Source organism: Nocardia sp. NPDC059195 (genome assembly GCF_042754695.1).
Classification (GTDB): Bacteria; Actinomycetota; Actinomycetes; order Mycobacteriales; family Mycobacteriaceae; genus Nocardia.
Window position 1 is genome coordinate 1 of the sequence record NZ_JBHZBG010000047.1, and the last position, 13,815, is coordinate 13,815.

The 13,815-nt window shown below is 64.4% G+C and carries 14 protein-coding genes; 5 read left to right on the forward strand and 9 right to left on the reverse strand.

Going from position 1 to position 13,815, the window contains the following annotated elements; translation table 11 throughout:
- Positions 1 to 86 precede the first annotated feature (86 nt).
- A complete protein-coding gene (locus ACFXKN_RS32470) occupies positions 87 to 218 on the reverse strand; it encodes a hypothetical protein (protein ID WP_378974772.1) in 132 nt (43 codons plus the stop codon).
- Positions 219 to 497: 279 nt separating this feature from the next.
- Here ACFXKN_RS32470 and ACFXKN_RS32475 point away from each other — a divergent pair, with 279 nt between their 5' ends.
- Positions 498 to 1,364, forward strand: a complete 867-nt coding sequence (locus ACFXKN_RS32475; protein WP_379434646.1) for a TIGR02391 family protein — start codon at positions 498 to 500, stop codon at positions 1,362 to 1,364.
- Between the two features lie 412 nt (positions 1,365 to 1,776).
- Here the strand turns inward: ACFXKN_RS32475 and ACFXKN_RS32480 are convergent, their stop codons facing one another.
- From ACFXKN_RS32480 to ACFXKN_RS32495, 4 genes are all read right to left on the reverse strand, one after another.
- Positions 1,777 to 2,664, reverse strand: a complete 888-nt coding sequence (locus ACFXKN_RS32480; RefSeq protein WP_378974304.1) for an exodeoxyribonuclease III — start codon at positions 2,662 to 2,664, stop codon at positions 1,777 to 1,779.
- Between the two features lie 920 nt (positions 2,665 to 3,584).
- Positions 3,585 to 4,169 carry a hypothetical protein gene (locus tag ACFXKN_RS32485; protein ID WP_378974314.1) on the reverse strand — a complete coding sequence of 195 codons (585 nt, stop codon included), beginning with the start codon at positions 4,167 to 4,169 and terminating at the stop codon, positions 3,585 to 3,587.
- A gap of 126 nt (positions 4,170 to 4,295) precedes the next feature.
- On the reverse strand, positions 4,296 to 4,817 hold the full coding sequence (locus ACFXKN_RS32490) for a nuclear transport factor 2 family protein (RefSeq protein WP_378974318.1): 522 nt from the start codon (positions 4,815 to 4,817) through the stop codon (positions 4,296 to 4,298).
- Between the two features lie 25 nt (positions 4,818 to 4,842).
- Positions 4,843 to 5,286, reverse strand: coding sequence for a hypothetical protein (locus ACFXKN_RS32495; protein ID WP_378974321.1), 444 nt, complete (start codon positions 5,284 to 5,286; stop codon positions 4,843 to 4,845).
- A 130-nt stretch (positions 5,287 to 5,416) separates the two neighbouring features.
- Between ACFXKN_RS32495 and ACFXKN_RS32500 the strand changes: the two genes are divergently transcribed.
- The gene (locus ACFXKN_RS32500) at positions 5,417 to 6,037 is read left to right on the forward strand and encodes a TetR/AcrR family transcriptional regulator (RefSeq protein WP_378974329.1); all 621 of its coding nucleotides are present in this window, start codon (positions 5,417 to 5,419) and stop codon (positions 6,035 to 6,037) included.
- Positions 6,038 to 6,041: 4 nt separating this feature from the next.
- Here the strand turns inward: ACFXKN_RS32500 and ACFXKN_RS32505 are convergent, their stop codons facing one another.
- Positions 6,042 to 6,815: a hypothetical protein gene (locus ACFXKN_RS32505; protein ID WP_378974333.1), complete on the reverse strand. Its 774-nt coding sequence runs from the start codon at positions 6,813 to 6,815 to the stop codon at positions 6,042 to 6,044.
- On the opposite strand from ACFXKN_RS32505, the gene ACFXKN_RS32510 reads away from it, so the two are divergent.
- Positions 6,796 to 7,464 (forward strand): AraC family transcriptional regulator, encoded by a 669-nt coding sequence (locus ACFXKN_RS32510; protein WP_378974339.1) that lies wholly within the window; start codon positions 6,796 to 6,798, stop codon positions 7,462 to 7,464. The two genes, ACFXKN_RS32505 and ACFXKN_RS32510, sit on opposite strands and share 20 nt — an antisense overlap.
- Positions 7,465 to 7,804: 340 nt before the next feature.
- On the opposite strand, the gene dnaE is transcribed toward ACFXKN_RS32510, so the two are convergent.
- A complete protein-coding gene (gene dnaE / locus ACFXKN_RS32515) occupies positions 7,805 to 11,371 on the reverse strand; it encodes a DNA polymerase III subunit alpha (RefSeq protein ID WP_378974460.1) in 3,567 nt (1,188 codons plus the stop codon).
- A 150-nt stretch (positions 11,372 to 11,521) separates the two neighbouring features.
- Between dnaE and ACFXKN_RS32520 the strand changes: the two genes are divergently transcribed.
- Both ACFXKN_RS32520 and ACFXKN_RS32525 read left to right on the forward strand, forming a co-directional pair.
- Positions 11,522 to 12,535 carry a LysR family transcriptional regulator gene (locus tag ACFXKN_RS32520; RefSeq protein WP_378974344.1) on the forward strand — a complete coding sequence of 338 codons (1,014 nt, stop codon included), beginning with the start codon at positions 11,522 to 11,524 and terminating at the stop codon, positions 12,533 to 12,535.
- Positions 12,536 to 12,614: 79 nt separating this feature from the next.
- Positions 12,615 to 13,034: a helix-turn-helix domain-containing protein gene (locus ACFXKN_RS32525; protein ID WP_378974351.1), complete on the forward strand. Its 420-nt coding sequence runs from the start codon at positions 12,615 to 12,617 to the stop codon at positions 13,032 to 13,034.
- Positions 13,035 to 13,109: 75 nt separating this feature from the next.
- Here ACFXKN_RS32525 and ACFXKN_RS32530 read toward each other — a convergent pair whose 3' ends face one another.
- Together ACFXKN_RS32530 and ACFXKN_RS32535 are read right to left on the reverse strand one after the other, a co-directional pair.
- Complete coding sequence (locus ACFXKN_RS32530) at positions 13,110 to 13,487, reverse strand: type II toxin-antitoxin system death-on-curing family toxin (protein ID WP_378974354.1); 378 nt, start codon at positions 13,485 to 13,487, stop codon at positions 13,110 to 13,112.
- The gene (locus tag ACFXKN_RS32535) at positions 13,484 to 13,693 is read right to left on the reverse strand and encodes a hypothetical protein (RefSeq protein WP_378974356.1); all 210 of its coding nucleotides are present in this window, start codon (positions 13,691 to 13,693) and stop codon (positions 13,484 to 13,486) included. The genes ACFXKN_RS32530 and ACFXKN_RS32535 overlap by 4 nt, the downstream gene beginning before the upstream one ends.
- Between the last annotated feature and the right edge of the window lie 122 nt (positions 13,694 to 13,815).

The following is a 13,815-nucleotide window of genomic DNA, read 5'->3' on the forward strand; positions in this document are numbered from 1 at the left end:
CGTCGGTGTAGTTCTTCTTGGGCATCGGGTAGATCTTCTCGCTTTTCTGGTCTGAGACCAAGATCAAGCGTGTCCATCACCCGGGGTCAAGGCCCGAAAGCCTTGTCGTCCTCGTCCAGGTCGCTGCCCCGCTCGGGCTGTTCAGGTGGGTTCCGAATCTGACGAAGCCGCCACAGTTCCAGCTCGCGCTGTGCCTCCTCGAACACCTTCAACTCCACAGGTCGATTCTCCTCTCCCGACAAGGACTGCCGCCCGACCCAAGCCCACAATAGGGAGTAGGTCGAGAGTTCTGCGACCTCGTCATCTTGCCTCGCCAGCAGCACATTGCGCCGGAGTCGTCTCTGCCCGCTGACCTTCCGTGATTCAGCGACACGCCCGCGCCGCCGGTTCCGCGTGAGAGTCGGGGCTTGCACACCGGCAGACGACCGTGCCCGGATGGTCGCGCCGGCGCAGAGAATTCGCTCGATAAGGTCCATCAGGTCACGTACCGTGGCTCGGTGGGCAAGTATGAGACTCCTGCGCGCCTCCGCGCTGTCCTCGCTGACGTCGAGCGATTCCGAGCGGCGTTCGAGGCGTGGGCTTCCCTGCACGTGTGGGTGCAGAAGAATTCCAACGGTGCAGGCGAGTACGAGGTTCGAGACGGTGTCCCGTCCGGGGCTCTCAGCAGGGCACGACGGGACGTCGCGGTAGCAGCAGGCCGAGCTGGCCTCGCCGCGTCGATTGTTATGGATAGCCCGTTCTACGACAGCAACGGATGGAACGCCGATCAGAACCTCATCCACCGCTGGCAAGCCGTCGCATACAACACCCGGATCGAAGAGATCCTGGACTACACCGACATGCTCGCCGGTCAAATTGCGGCGCTCGTTCAGAACGCTGAACACGACACCCCACCCCAACTCGGTCCTACTGAACTTCATGCACTGATCTGGGGCGCCGCAAAGAAGCTCTGGCAGATCGGCGAGTATCGGCGCGCGGTGTCTTCCGCTGCCGATGCCGTGGAGTGGTACGGCCGCCAGCAGACCAGCCGCCATGACATCGAGGGCGTAGTGGTATGGCAGGAAGCGTTCTCAGACAAGGCGCCCGAGCCGGGTCGACCGCGTCTGCGCTGGCCTGGCGACCCAAAACACAAGTCGGTCACCTCGATGAACCGAGGGCTCCTCGGCTTCGGTGTGGGCGTGCAGCAAACGATCCGGAACCAAGCCGCACACGGGCAGGGCGAGCAAGAGTACACGCCTCAGGAGGCCCTGGAGCGACTCGGCGCGCTTAGCCTCCTGGCGAGGTGGATCGACGAATGCAACCTGGACGAAGCATCCCCCGCCGTCCCGGCTCCGACGAACGGCCAGCCTGTCGCTACCGCGTGAGCGAACCGCCGCTCGAACGGCTTCCTACTCCGGCGCGTGCGCCGGACAAGTCACACATGCCGACCTCATGACGGACGGATGCCGGAGTACCGCGCCGAGCAGGACACGGCAAACCCCGTAGCCGGTGGGTGGGCGACGCACGGCCCTTCTTCAACGTGACTACCACGCTGAGAAGGGCCCAACCGGCCCACACCGGCGCACTGGCATTGTCAGATCGCACAGCAGTTTGCGATGACCAGGTGTCTTCCAGTTACCCAATGTTGCGCGTCCTGATGTAGTTACAACAGAGATGGGAACACGATAGGATCGGCACCGGCGAACCGGGATCGCTAGATCGTGTAGGAATCCGCGATGACCAGGCGTTTTCCGGTTGCCCATGTTTTGCGTGTCCTGCCGAGGGCACCAGAACTTCTCAGTCAGGCATTGCCGAGTAGGTCACCACGAGTGGGGCGTGATCGGAGAGCCGCTCGGCGGGTGATGGTTCCTTGTCGACGACGACAGACGTGGCGAGGCGGGCGAGACCGGGTGTCGCGAGTTGGTGGTCCACTCGCCAACCCACATCCTTGGTGAATGATTGACCCGCCCAACTCCACCAGGTGAGTGGACCCGGGCGATCGCCGTGCACCTGTCGCACCACGTCGACGAGCCGGCGCGTGCCGAGAATCGAACTGAACCACTCGCGGTCGGCAGGCAGGAATCCGTCCATCGTGCGGGCGGCACGCCAGTTGGTCACATCGTGGCGGGTGTGCGCGATGTTCAGATCCCCGGTGAGGACGAACTCGCGTCCCGCGCTCAGCGCCGCGAGCCGGTTCCGGTGCACTTCGCGGGCGAACGCCGCGAGGAACCTCTGCTTCCGTTCGTACTTGACCCCACCGTCGGGCAGTTCGCGCATCGATCCCGGGCGCTGGAGATGCGCGGGCAGACCACCCTTGGGGAGATAGAGAGAGGCCACCGTCACCGGGCGATCGGCCAGATCCACCTCGATATAGCGTCCCTGCGTGGCGAACTCACCGAGTCCGCGGGACCTGGGCGGGTGGGTCACCCACGTCCGCACGGCAGCGGCGGGAACCCTCGTCAGTACTGCCACGCCGTTACGACCGGCTACGGAACCGACGTCCACCGCCGCCGAGTAGCCCGGGAAGGTTCCCACATCGGCTGCGGGACAACGCAGCTCCTGCAACGCGACCACATCCGCCGACCTGGCCCGCAACCACTGATCGAATCCACGACGACGTGACGCGCGGATTCCGTTGACATTGAAAGTGGCGACAGTGAAAGAGTCAGCGACCGACGAACCCATGGCAACACTGTGCCGGAGCCCCATACCTCCCACCCGGGCAGCTCCGGTACGCGACCTGCACCCGGTCGTATTCCGCCCGAATCAGCACAGGCTATTCGTCGGTGCGCGACTACTCCGCCCCGGCGAGCAAGCGCTCTACGACCAGTTCGACATTCTGCTGGCCGCGTGCGACACCGACCGGCGATCGCCCAGATCGTCACCCGCGAAGCCATGTTCCACAACTTCGGCACCCCGCTCACCGGGAACTGGTCCACGGTCGCGGTCCGAACGGCGATCCGCGGGAATCAGATCGAATACGAACCCGCGATAACCAGGCGTTTTCCGGTTGCCCATGTTTTGTCCGTCCTGCCGAGGGCACCGACCTGCGATAGCGTTTCCGCAGGCCATAGCCGCCTTTTGCCGTTGCAGGTTCGATTCAACAGGGCCCGATCCATCGTTCAGCTGCGATCGAACCGCCCCGACCTTCGACGAGAACCCGGGCGATGATCGCGGTCCCGTCTCAGCGCGATCCGACGCCACCGCGCCGCACACACCCCGGACCCGACCGGACTGACAATCGAGCACGCCTGGCCGTCACAGCGGCCCGATTGCGCTCGCCAGGGGTCAACGCCGTATCTACCCATTCGCTGTCGTCACATCCCGGAGAAAACCGCGTGTTACGGACGCCAGCGGGGCGATGGCCGCCGCGATCGCGGCGGATTGGTCCTCGGTGGCGTGGTGGCCGGCCAGGCCCATGCGCTCGATTGTCAGACCGGCGATGTTGTCCTTGCACCAGGCCGCCATGTCCTGGGTGATCAGCTCACGGCGGCGGTGACATCGGAACACGAAAGGTGTACTGCCGAGGGAATGTTCGTAGTGGATGTTGCCCGAAGTCGCTCGCCGCTCCGGTCTGTGCAGCGGGGAATCGTTGGGAATTCGGTTCAGCGGTGGGCGAGTTCGGCGGCCATCCGGGCGGTGATGGTGGTCAGTACGCGGGCTGCGGTGGCCAGGTCCTCGGGCGTGACGGCGCTGTAGGCGGCTGCGACGATCTTCCCGGATTCGGCGCGGATCTTGTCTGCCAGAGCGGTGCCTGTCGCGGTGGGCTCGATCAGAGTGCTGGAAGTCGCTTGCAGCAGGCCGTTTTCGAGCAGTGCGGTCAGGGCGGTTTCGACATCGGCGGGATCCCACTGGGTCAAACCGGTGATGCGGGTGATGTGGGCGGCTCGATCGACCGGCGCACCCGCGGCAAGTGCTTGATTCAGCACGATCCACTGTTTCTCGTCGAGTGCGGTGTCGGCCAATGCGCGGGTCAGGACTGCGGTGTGGTGTTTCTCGGCCTGGCCGATGATCGAGGGGCTGAGGGAGGTCGGGGTAGTGGCTCGAGCTGGTTCAGTCGTCCTCGCGGCCGGGGCGGTGGTGCCCGGGGATGGCCCGGTGTCGGTGCCTGTTGCGTTGCAGCCGGTGAGCAGCAGCGCCACGGCGATGACCGAGACCGCGATGCCGACGTTGATGGTTCTGCTGGACATGTTGCGAAACCCTTTCGCCCTTCGGCCGAATATTGTTGTTCTGAAATGGATTTCGCGCATCGTGGTGTTCCGGCGGCGGGTCGGCCGACGGAACAGCGCAGGAGCGGTCAATCGGTGAAGGTGTCGTCAATCCTTGCGGATCCAGGCGGGGGTTACCCGGATCTCGCTGATTCGCCAGCCCGCGGTCGTCCGGATCACCGTGCAGGCCTGTCGGAGGCTGCCTGTCTGGTGGGGCGGCCGGCCATCGCGGTAGTAGTACACGATCGAGTTCGACGAGGCGGCGGCTTGATCACCGTTCACGTTCACCAGCAGGTCGGTGGTCGTGTGCTGGGTGTGTTCCCCCTCGACCTCGGCCTGTCGCATGTAGTCGACGACCTTGTCGAGACCCTGGACCGAGATTCGGGGCGAGTCGACTTTCACATCGTCGGCGAAGACGGTGCCGACGGTTTCCCAGCGGCGATCGTCGAGCAGGAGGGCGAAGCGAGTGAACAGATCGGCGATCTCGAGGCGGTCGGCGGTCGAATCAGGGGTGGACATGACTTCCTCTTTGCTTGGTGTGGTGTCGATGTGACTGTCGGTGCAGCCGGGGAGCAGCAGCGCGGCGATGGCCAAGCCCGCGAAGCCGGCCGTGGCGGTTCTTCTGAGCATGGTGTGAGAACTCTTCCCGTTCAGTTCAGGCGCGGGCCAGTTCCTCGGCCATGCGCGCGGTGATGGTGGCCAGGACCCGGGCTGCGGTGGCCAGATCCTCGGGATCGACCGCGTTGTAGGCGGCGGACACGATGGCGCCCGATTCGGCGCGGACCTTGCCTGCGAGCGCCGTGCCGTCCTCGGTAGGTGCGATCAGATCGTCGGAATTCGTGTGCAGCAGTCCACTTTCGAGGAGTGCGGTCAGCGCGGATTCGACGTCGGCGGGATCCCACTGGGTCATGGCGGCGACCCGGGTGATGTGAGCGGCCGAATCGACCGGCGCACCGGTGGTCAGGGCCTGGTTGAGCACGATCCACTGCTTTTCGTCCAGCGTGGTGCCGGCCAGTGCGCGGGCCAGTACTGCGGTGTGGTGTTTCTCGGCCTGGCCGATGACCGACGGGTTCAGGGTGGCCGGTGTGGTGGTGGTCATTGCGATCTCCTTGTTCGGGGTGTGCTCGTTGCTGTGCACGATTCTGACACTAAGTACCAAACGTGCGCAAGTGCCAATTCATGCTGAGTTTCTTTCGTGCCTGAGGCTCGTCTCGCGCTAGGATTCCGGTATGCCGATCGACGACCGTGCTCTACCGCTGCGTGAACGCAAACGGCTCCGCACCCGCCGTGCGCTGGCCGACGCCGCACTCCGGCTGTTCACCGAGAAGGGTTTTGCCGCGACCACCGTCGAGGAACTGGTTGACGCCGCGGAGGTCTCGCGTAGCACGTTCTTCCGGGCCTTCCCGACCAAGGAAGCCGTGGCCGTCGAAGCCGAAACCGAGCTGTGGACCGGCTATCTCGACACGCTGGCCGTGCACGAATTCACCGGCTCGGCGCTCACCGCACTGCGCGACACTCTCACCGGCGCGGCGACGACGCTTCCGGACGACTGGGACGCCCGCTACGTCGCCACCCGCAAATTGGTCCTCACCAACCCTGGCCTGCTCGGTTACCTCGAGTACGCTCGCTCCGGCGTGGAAACCCGAGTTGCCCAACAGCTCTCGGATCAGCTATGTCTCCCCGACGGTGACCTCCGCCCTCGTATCCTCGCCGAGCTGACCACCACAGCGTGGAGCATCGCCGGCCGAGGCTGGGTCGCCGCCGACGCGAACGGGGGTCGAGCCGATCTCCTCGAACGCTTGCATCAGGCCTTCGCCGTCATCCCCGACGCGCTCCGGCTGTCGGCGTAACCGGTTACCGCCCCTGGTTGATGCGCCACGTGATGGAGTGAACCGCAAGGGAATTCAAGAATTCGGTGGGGTCGAACGCTTCGGCGGGCGCGAGAGCACCTGGCTTGATGTCGCCCACCGCGAGGCGGGCGGCCGCCTCCACCGCCATGATCGCGGTGTCGCGATAGGCGTCTGGTCCACTGAGTACCGCGCGCACGGCGGTGCCGTCGGCGCCGATGGCGTCCAGCACGAAGTCGTATCGCAGGTCAGCGCCCGGCTCGGGCAGTGAATCCAGCAGTTCGGGGGTGAAACCCGCGAGTTGGGACAGCATTTCGGCGCCGACCACGCCCGCTACGAACGACGCGTCGGTGTGGCGGGGAATGGTGAGAACCGGCGGCTGCTGGAACTTCGCGACCGCGGTCGGCTCCGGATCTTCGGGGAAGGTCATGAACGGATGCCGCTCCATCGGGCCCGTACGCAGGGCACCGTCCTCGTAGTGCCAGCCGCCCGAGCGGAACCAGTCCAGTCCGGCCAGAACGGTTTCCGCGCTGCCCCGCGATCCCCCGCCCTCACCCCGCGCGATCAAGCTCATGACGATCTCGGCGGGCCCGGCCACGTGCCGTGCGGCCAGGTAGCCGAGCAGGTCACCGGGCAGATTGCTGTTGGTCACACCGCTCAGAATTGTCACACCTGCGGCTTCGGCGCGCGGGCCGTACTCGTCGAACGCCTTCTTCAGGAACAATTGCTCACCGGTGGTGTCGGTGTAGTGCGCGCCCGCCGTGACCGAACAGGCCCGCATCGGCGAACCCCGCGAAATCACCGGACCGGGCGTGCGCAGTGAATTGATGTGCGGCGCATACGCGTTGGGGCGCCAGCGTAGCCATCCACTGCTAGACGAGCTGCCCGAGTTCGTGCATATTCCCGCGCGCCCCGGCGCTGATCCGGCATTGCGTGGCATCCTCGATGTCCTGGCCGGGGAGATGGCGCGACCGCGCCCCGGAACCGATGCCGCGGTCCCGGCCCTGCTGGAAACGCTGCTGCTGTTCGCGCTGCGCGCCTGGTTCGAGAACCGAGCTCCCACCCCGACCGGATGGGCTGGAGCCTTCACCGATCCGTGCGTGCTGGCTGCACTGCGCGCGATTCACGATGCGCCCGAACGAGCGTGGACAGTGCCCGAGCTCAGCGCCGTCGCCGGCGTGAGCCGGGCGACCCTGACCCGGCGATTCACGGCCACGGTCGGTGAGGCTCCCCTGTCCTACCTCACCCGCTGGCGCATGCTCACCGCCGCGCGACTGCTCCGCGACACCGACACCCCGCTAGCGGGCGTGGCACACAAGGTCGGCTATCAGAGCGAATTCGCCTTCGCGAAAGCGTTCAAACGCGAATACAGGCGCGCACCCGGACAATACCGGCGCGGCAACGACACCCCCACCGTCGTCACCGGGTGAAACGCCAGCGCCCACGACAGCTCCTGCAGGCCCGCGATCCAAGGCCTCGTCGTATTCGCCGGAGGCCGCGCATCTCGATCCCGGCTGTACGTGGCACTCACCCACACGCACACATCAAAAGCGGGCCGCAGACCTGTCCGTCCGGTCGGACTGCGATCGTCAGATCGGATAGGAAGCCCCGACGACCAGCCGTTTTCCTGTTGCCCATGTTTCGTGTGTCCTGCCGAGGGCACAAACCTTTGCCGCAATTGCGCAGGTCGGCTGCCTGGCCGACGTATCGCGGATTCAGCGCCGGTGGTGGGCCCTGTTCCCAGCCAGGCCAACAGCTCACGAACCCGATCTACACCTTCGCCGCAACGGCAGCTGCTGTCAGGCAATCGGCTCCGAACAGTGCCTTGAGGTCTCCGAGGAGGGCTGGGGTCTTGTGAACCCGGAATCTCGGGTCTATGCCCAACCGTTTCGTCGTGCGGCCGATCAGCACGATGTGTACGTCTGTGTCCCCCGGGTGGCGTTGCAGAACCTCACGAAGGGCATCGACGTTGGGGCGGGTGCATGCGTGCACAGGGAGGGTCAGGGCAATCGGGGCTGACGATGGTCCGCCGATCGCTAAGTCGGGCGTGGAGATCTCGACGGCAAGGATTGACGTCCTGCTGTCGCGGACGGTGACGTTCGCGGTGACGAGCAAGACGGAATCTTCGGTGAGAGCGTGCTGAAAGCTGGTGTAGGTCGAGGAGAAGACGAGTATTTCGGTGGCAGCGTCGAGGTCGGCGATCTCGATGATGGCCCACGTTTCACCCTTTTTGTTGACGCGGCGGTCGACCGCGGCGACGATGCCGCCGATGACGATCTTCTGGCCGTGGCGAACCTTGCCCGCGTGCACGGCGGCGATCGAGGTGTCGGTAAGCGATGTGAGCGCTGTGGCGATGCCGTCGAGGGGATGGCCTGACACATATAGGCCCAGCATCTCGCGTTCGAGGGCGAGTTTTTGCTTGGTGTCCCACTCCTCGTCGGGCACCTTGACGTGGAACACGGAGACGATCGACTCGTCGACATCCTCCCCACCGAAGAGATCGAATTGCCCCATCGCCTCGGCCTTCTTGGTCGACATCACCGCGTCGATCGCGTCGGAGTGGACCAGCATCAAACCCTTGCGTGGATGGCCGAGCGAGTCGAATCCCCCTGCCTTGATGAGCGATTCGGTGACCTTCTTCGAGCATGCCAGCGAGTTGATCTTGCCCAGGTAGTCCGAGAAGTCGGTGAACTTTCCCTTCTCCTCGCGGGCGGTGATGATCGACGACACCACATTGGCGCCGACGTTGCGCACGGCACCGAGGCCGAAGCGGATATCGTCCCCGACTGAGGCGAAGTCGACCCGGGAGGCGTTGACATCGGGCGGCAGTACCGTGATACCCCTCTTGCGGCAGTCCGCCAGATAGATCGCGGACTTGTCTTTGTCGTCGCCGACCGAAGTGAGCAGACCGGCCATGTACTCGGCCGGAAAATTGGCTTTGAGGTACGCGGTCCAGTACATGACCAGGCTGTACCCCGCGGCGTGTGACTTGTTGTAGGCGTAACCGGCGAACGGCAAGACCGCCTCCCACAGGGCGGTAACTGCCTCATCGCTGTAGCTGTTGGCGCGCATACCTTTGCGGAAGTTCTCGAACTCAGCGGCCAGCACTTCGGGCTTCTTCTTTCCCATCGCCCGCCGGAGCAGGTCAGCTTGTCCGAGCGAGTAGCTGGCCACTTTCTGAGCGATCTGCATGATCTGTTCCTGATAGACGATCAGCGCATAGGTCTCGCCCAATATGCCGCCCAGCGGTTCGTCGAGTTCTGGATGGATCGGTGTGACGGCCTCACGGCCGTTCTTGCGGTCTGCGTATGCCCAGTGCGCTCCCACTCCCATCGGGCCGGGTCGGTAGAGCGCGTTCGATGCGATGAGATCGTTGAACTCGGTCGGCGTCATGCGGAGCAGAAGCTCGCGCATCCCGACCGAATCGAGCTGGAAGACACCAAGATTGTCGCCGCGGGCGAGCATCGCATAGGTCGCAGCGTCGTCCAGTGCGAGGGTGTCGAGGTCGAGATCGATGCCACGGTTGGCCTTGACGTTCTCCAGCGTGTCACCGATGACGGTGAGGTTGCGCAGACCCAAAAAGTCCATCTTCAGCAGGCCGATAGCCTCACACGACGGATAGTCCCAGCCGGTGATGATCGCACCGTCCTGGGCACGCTTCCACACCGGAATCGCGTCCGTGAGCGGCTCCGAGGACATGATGACCGCGCAGGCATGCACGCCCGCGTTGCGGATCAGGCCCTCCAGACCACGCGCGGTCTCATAGATCTTGGCGACGTCGGGGTTGGAGCCGATGAGCTCGCGGACCTCGGCGGCCTCCTTATACCGCTCGTGATCGGGATCGGTGATACCCGAGACCGAGATGTCCTTGGCCATGATCGGCGGCGGCAGCGCCTTGGTGATCTGATCGGCGATAGCGAAACCGGGCTGGCCGAACAACACTCGCGCCGAGTCCTTGATCGCGGCCTTGGTCTTGATGGTGCCGAAGGTGATCACCTGGGCCACACGGTCGCTGCCCCACTTCTCGGTGGCGTAACGGACCATCTCACCGCGGCGGCGATCATCGAAGTCGATATCGATATCGGGCATCGACACACGCTCGGGATTGAGGAACCGCTCGAACAGCAGACCGTGCGGGATCGGGTCGATATTGGTGATACCCATCGCGTAAGCGACCAGCGAACCCGCGGCCGAACCACGGCCGGGACCGACCCGGATGCCCACTTCCAGGGCGTGCGTGATCAGGTCGCCGACGACGAGGAAGTAAGCCGGGAAACCCATCTCGCAAATGACTTTGAGTTCGAAGTCGGCGCGGTCGAGGTATTCGCGCGAGGGACCGTCCGGAAAGCGGCGATCGAGACCGTCGAGGACTTCCTTGCGCAACCAGCTGGCCTGGTCGTGGCCTTCGGGCACCGGGAAGATCGGCATCCGGTCACGGTGAGCCCACACATCGTCGTAGGACTGCACCCGCTCACCGATGAGCTCGGTGTTGTCACACGCACCAGGGACCTCGGCATCCCAGATCGCGCGCATCTCCGCCGCGGACTTGAGGTAGTAACCGTCACCGTCGAACTTGAACCGGGTCGGGTCCGACAGCGTCTTACCGGTCTGAATACACAGCAGCGCTTCGTGATTGGTCGACTGGTCTTTGGTGACGTAATGGCAGTCGTTGGTCGCGATCGGCGGGATACCGAGCTGTTTGCTGATCTCGATCAGGCCCTCGCGGACCCGGCGCTCGATCGACAGACCATGGTCCATCACCTCGAGGAAGAAGTTGTCGGCGCCGAAGATCTCCTGCCACTTCGCGGCGGCTTCGAGCGCTTCGCGATCATGGCCCAGGCGCAGCCGGGTCTGCACCTCACCCGACGGGCAGCCCGTCGTCGCGATGATGCCCTCGGCGTGCTGGGCGATGATCTCCTCGTCCATGCGCGCCCACTTGCCCAGCTGACCCTCGATCGAGGCCAGACTCGACAGCTTGAACAGGTTACGCAGACCGGTCGCGTTCTCGGCGACCATGGTCATGTGGGTGTAGGCACCCGAACCGGAGACGTCGTCGCCCTTCTGACCCGGATCGCCCCACTTCACCCGCTTGGTATCGAAACGCGAGCCCGGCGCGATGTAGGCCTCGATGCCGATGATCGGCTTGATGCCCGCCTTCTTGGCCGAGTTGTAGAACTCCGAGGCGCCGTACATGTTGCCGTGGTCGGTCATGCCGACCGCGGTCATACCCAACCGATCCGCCTCCGCGAACAACGGCGAAATCTTCGCCGCACCATCGAGCATCGAGTACTCGGTGTGGTTGTGCAAATGCACGAAGGATGCCCGACTCATTGCCATCAACCCACCCATTCCGACCGCTGCCACTGCCGCCTGGTTGTCGAGCATGGCCTTCACGCCCGGCTGTATCGCAGATATATGACCAGCTAGAGTGCGGTTATGTCGAACAATCGACAAGCGTCGACGAACAACCATTGGATGTGAGAGCAGGTGCCTGAGTTGGATCTCGATCTGTCTGCGGTGCGCGCGATGGTCGCAGTCAGCGACGAAGGCCAATTCGGACTGGCCGCGGCCGTGTTGGGTATCAGCCAGCAGGCGGTGTCCAAGCGGATCGCGAAGCTGGAGAGCCACCTCAACGCCCAACTGTTCGAGCGTCGCATCGGCAACGCGGCGTTGACTGCCCACGGCACCCGCTTCTTACCCCACGCCCGCTCGATACTTGCGACGGCCGACACCGCCGTTGCCGCAGTACGCGATTCGCAGGTGCTTCGTGTCGCGGTGCACGGCGCCCAGATCGCCGACGCGAATCTGATGCGGTTCTACCTCGAGAAGCACCCGAACGCTGAGATCGAACTCATCATGATGGGCCCGGCTACGACATCGAGGGACGCCGTCATCGACGGTCGGGTCGACGTCGCCTTCGCTCGCAGGCACTGGCGCACCCGTCCACTGCCGACACATGTCTGCGCCATTCCCGCGTATCTCGATGCCTTGCATCTGCTCGTCGGGAAAGGCCATCCGCTCGCGGACCGCAACCGCGTCGAACTCGAAGCCCTCGAGCGCCTGACCGCGTGGGTGCCCGGGGCCGGATTCGATTCTGAGGTAGGCGACTTCTACGGCCGGCTCAGCGACAGCTGCGGCATCACAATCACTACCGAGCAACACAAAGGCGGTATCGGATTCGCGAACGTAGTCGACCGCATCGCGAAGTCGACGACGCTGGTTACCTTCGGCGGCGAGGGAACCACGACGCCGTGGCACCCGGACATTCGCCGCATACCCATCGCCAACCCGACGCCCGCCTATCCCATGGCACTGCTATGGCGGGAAGCGATCAATGGCCATCCCCAGCTGAACTCTTTGATCGACTTCGTCATCGCCACCTACAACGGCAACGCAGTCGACTCAATGTGGGTCCCAGAGGCAGACCGTGCCTTTCTACACACGATGACCGCTCGGCATGACCGTGCCGACTTGGAAAAACGTACCGCTCAGCAGCCCTGATACCGCTGAGCGGTACGTTCGTTTGACAGCAAGCGTCCGCCGAATTCGGTGTCGGTGTCCTGTGTCACACTCGTGGATGATGAGCCGCCACACAACTTTCCGATACTGCCTCGACCCCACGGTCGAGCAGTCGGTCGTGCTTGCACGGCATGCTGGGGCTGCTCGGTTCGCGTTCAACCAATGCCTCGCTTTCGCGAAAGCCGCCCTTGCCATTCGCGAAACCCGACCAGAGCATCCCGTGCCGTGGACCCGGTTCGACCTGATCAACGCGTTCAACGGCTGGAAGAAGACCGAGGCCGCGGGACGAGTCTTGGCCGTCGCCACCGACGGCGTCGCCGAAGTACGGGTGACCGGGTTGGCGTGGCGAACCCAGGTGTGCCAACAGGTATTCGAGGAAGCCGCTGTCGATTGCGGTACAGCACTGGCCGCGTTCTCGGACTCGAGAGCCGGTAAACGAGCGGGTACCACAAACGATCGAGGCCCCCACCCGATGCCCTAGATGGTAGGTCTTCCACGGGCTCAGCAGGCCTGGCCTACGGGCTGCTCGACCTTGTTGGGCAGGTCGACAAGTTGATCAGGTGATCGGTTCGACTGTCAGGCGCTTCGCCAAGGCTGGTACCTCGGTGTCTACAGTGGCGAGTTCGACGACCAGATCGAAGGCCTCGTTCTCGGTCAACGCGATGGTATGGCCGTTCAAACGAGCCAAGAGGCGCGCCGCGACCCAGCCGGTGCGCTTGTTGCCGTCCAGGAACGGACGCGAATGCACGATCGAATGCATCATGGCCGCCACCTTGCCGGCCAAGTCGGGGTAGGCGTCTTCGCCGAAGACCGTGGCTGCGGGCCGTGCCGCCGCGGCCGCCACCAGACCGGCATCGCGGATGGCTGGCCGCTCAGCGCCAAGGACCGCAGCGTTGACCTTCAACAGGTCGCCGACAGTGAGGTATTCGGTCACGCGTCGGCCAGCCGCTCGAGCAGCACCGCATCCTCTCCAAGAATGTCGGTTAGCGCGGTGTCGACGCGGCGACGGTGCCCTTGAGCGGCCTGCCACTGTTCGATGGCCTGCACGACAGCGGCGTTTACGCTGATGTGCAGGTCATCCGCAGCCGCCTTCAGCCCCTCGGCGATGTGGTCGGGGATCCGGACACTCATGGTCGTCATACCAAAATGGTAGCATCGATGCGGAGTTGTCGAATTGACCAACTATCGCGTTCGGCGGTCTAAGGGAGCGGCAGGCAGGAGCTTCCGGTGTTCACGCCCCGCCCAGCGACCTCGACCGTTAC

Coding starts and splice junctions, on each gene's coding strand:
- ACFXKN_RS32500 (WP_378974329.1), top strand. CDS start 5,417: ATGCCGATCGACGACCGTGCTCTACCGCTGCGTGAACGCAAACGGCTC.
- ACFXKN_RS32495 (WP_378974321.1), bottom strand. CDS start 5,286: ATGACCACCACCACACCGGCCACCCTGAACCCGTCGGTCATCGGCCAG.
- ACFXKN_RS32535 (WP_378974356.1), bottom strand. CDS start 13,693: ATGACGACCATGAGTGTCCGGATCCCCGACCACATCGCCGAGGGGCTG.
- ACFXKN_RS32490 (WP_378974318.1), bottom strand. CDS start 4,817: ATGCTCAGAAGAACCGCCACGGCCGGCTTCGCGGGCTTGGCCATCGCC.
- ACFXKN_RS32485 (WP_378974314.1), bottom strand. CDS start 4,169: ATGTCCAGCAGAACCATCAACGTCGGCATCGCGGTCTCGGTCATCGCC.
- ACFXKN_RS32505 (WP_378974333.1), bottom strand. CDS start 6,815: ATGCGGGCCTGTTCGGTCACGGCGGGCGCGCACTACACCGACACCACC.
- dnaE (WP_378974460.1), bottom strand. CDS start 11,371: ATGGCAATGAGTCGGGCATCCTTCGTGCATTTGCACAACCACACCGAG.
- ACFXKN_RS32480 (WP_378974304.1), bottom strand. CDS start 2,664: ATGGGTTCGTCGGTCGCTGACTCTTTCACTGTCGCCACTTTCAATGTC.
- ACFXKN_RS32525 (WP_378974351.1), top strand. CDS start 12,615: ATGAGCCGCCACACAACTTTCCGATACTGCCTCGACCCCACGGTCGAG.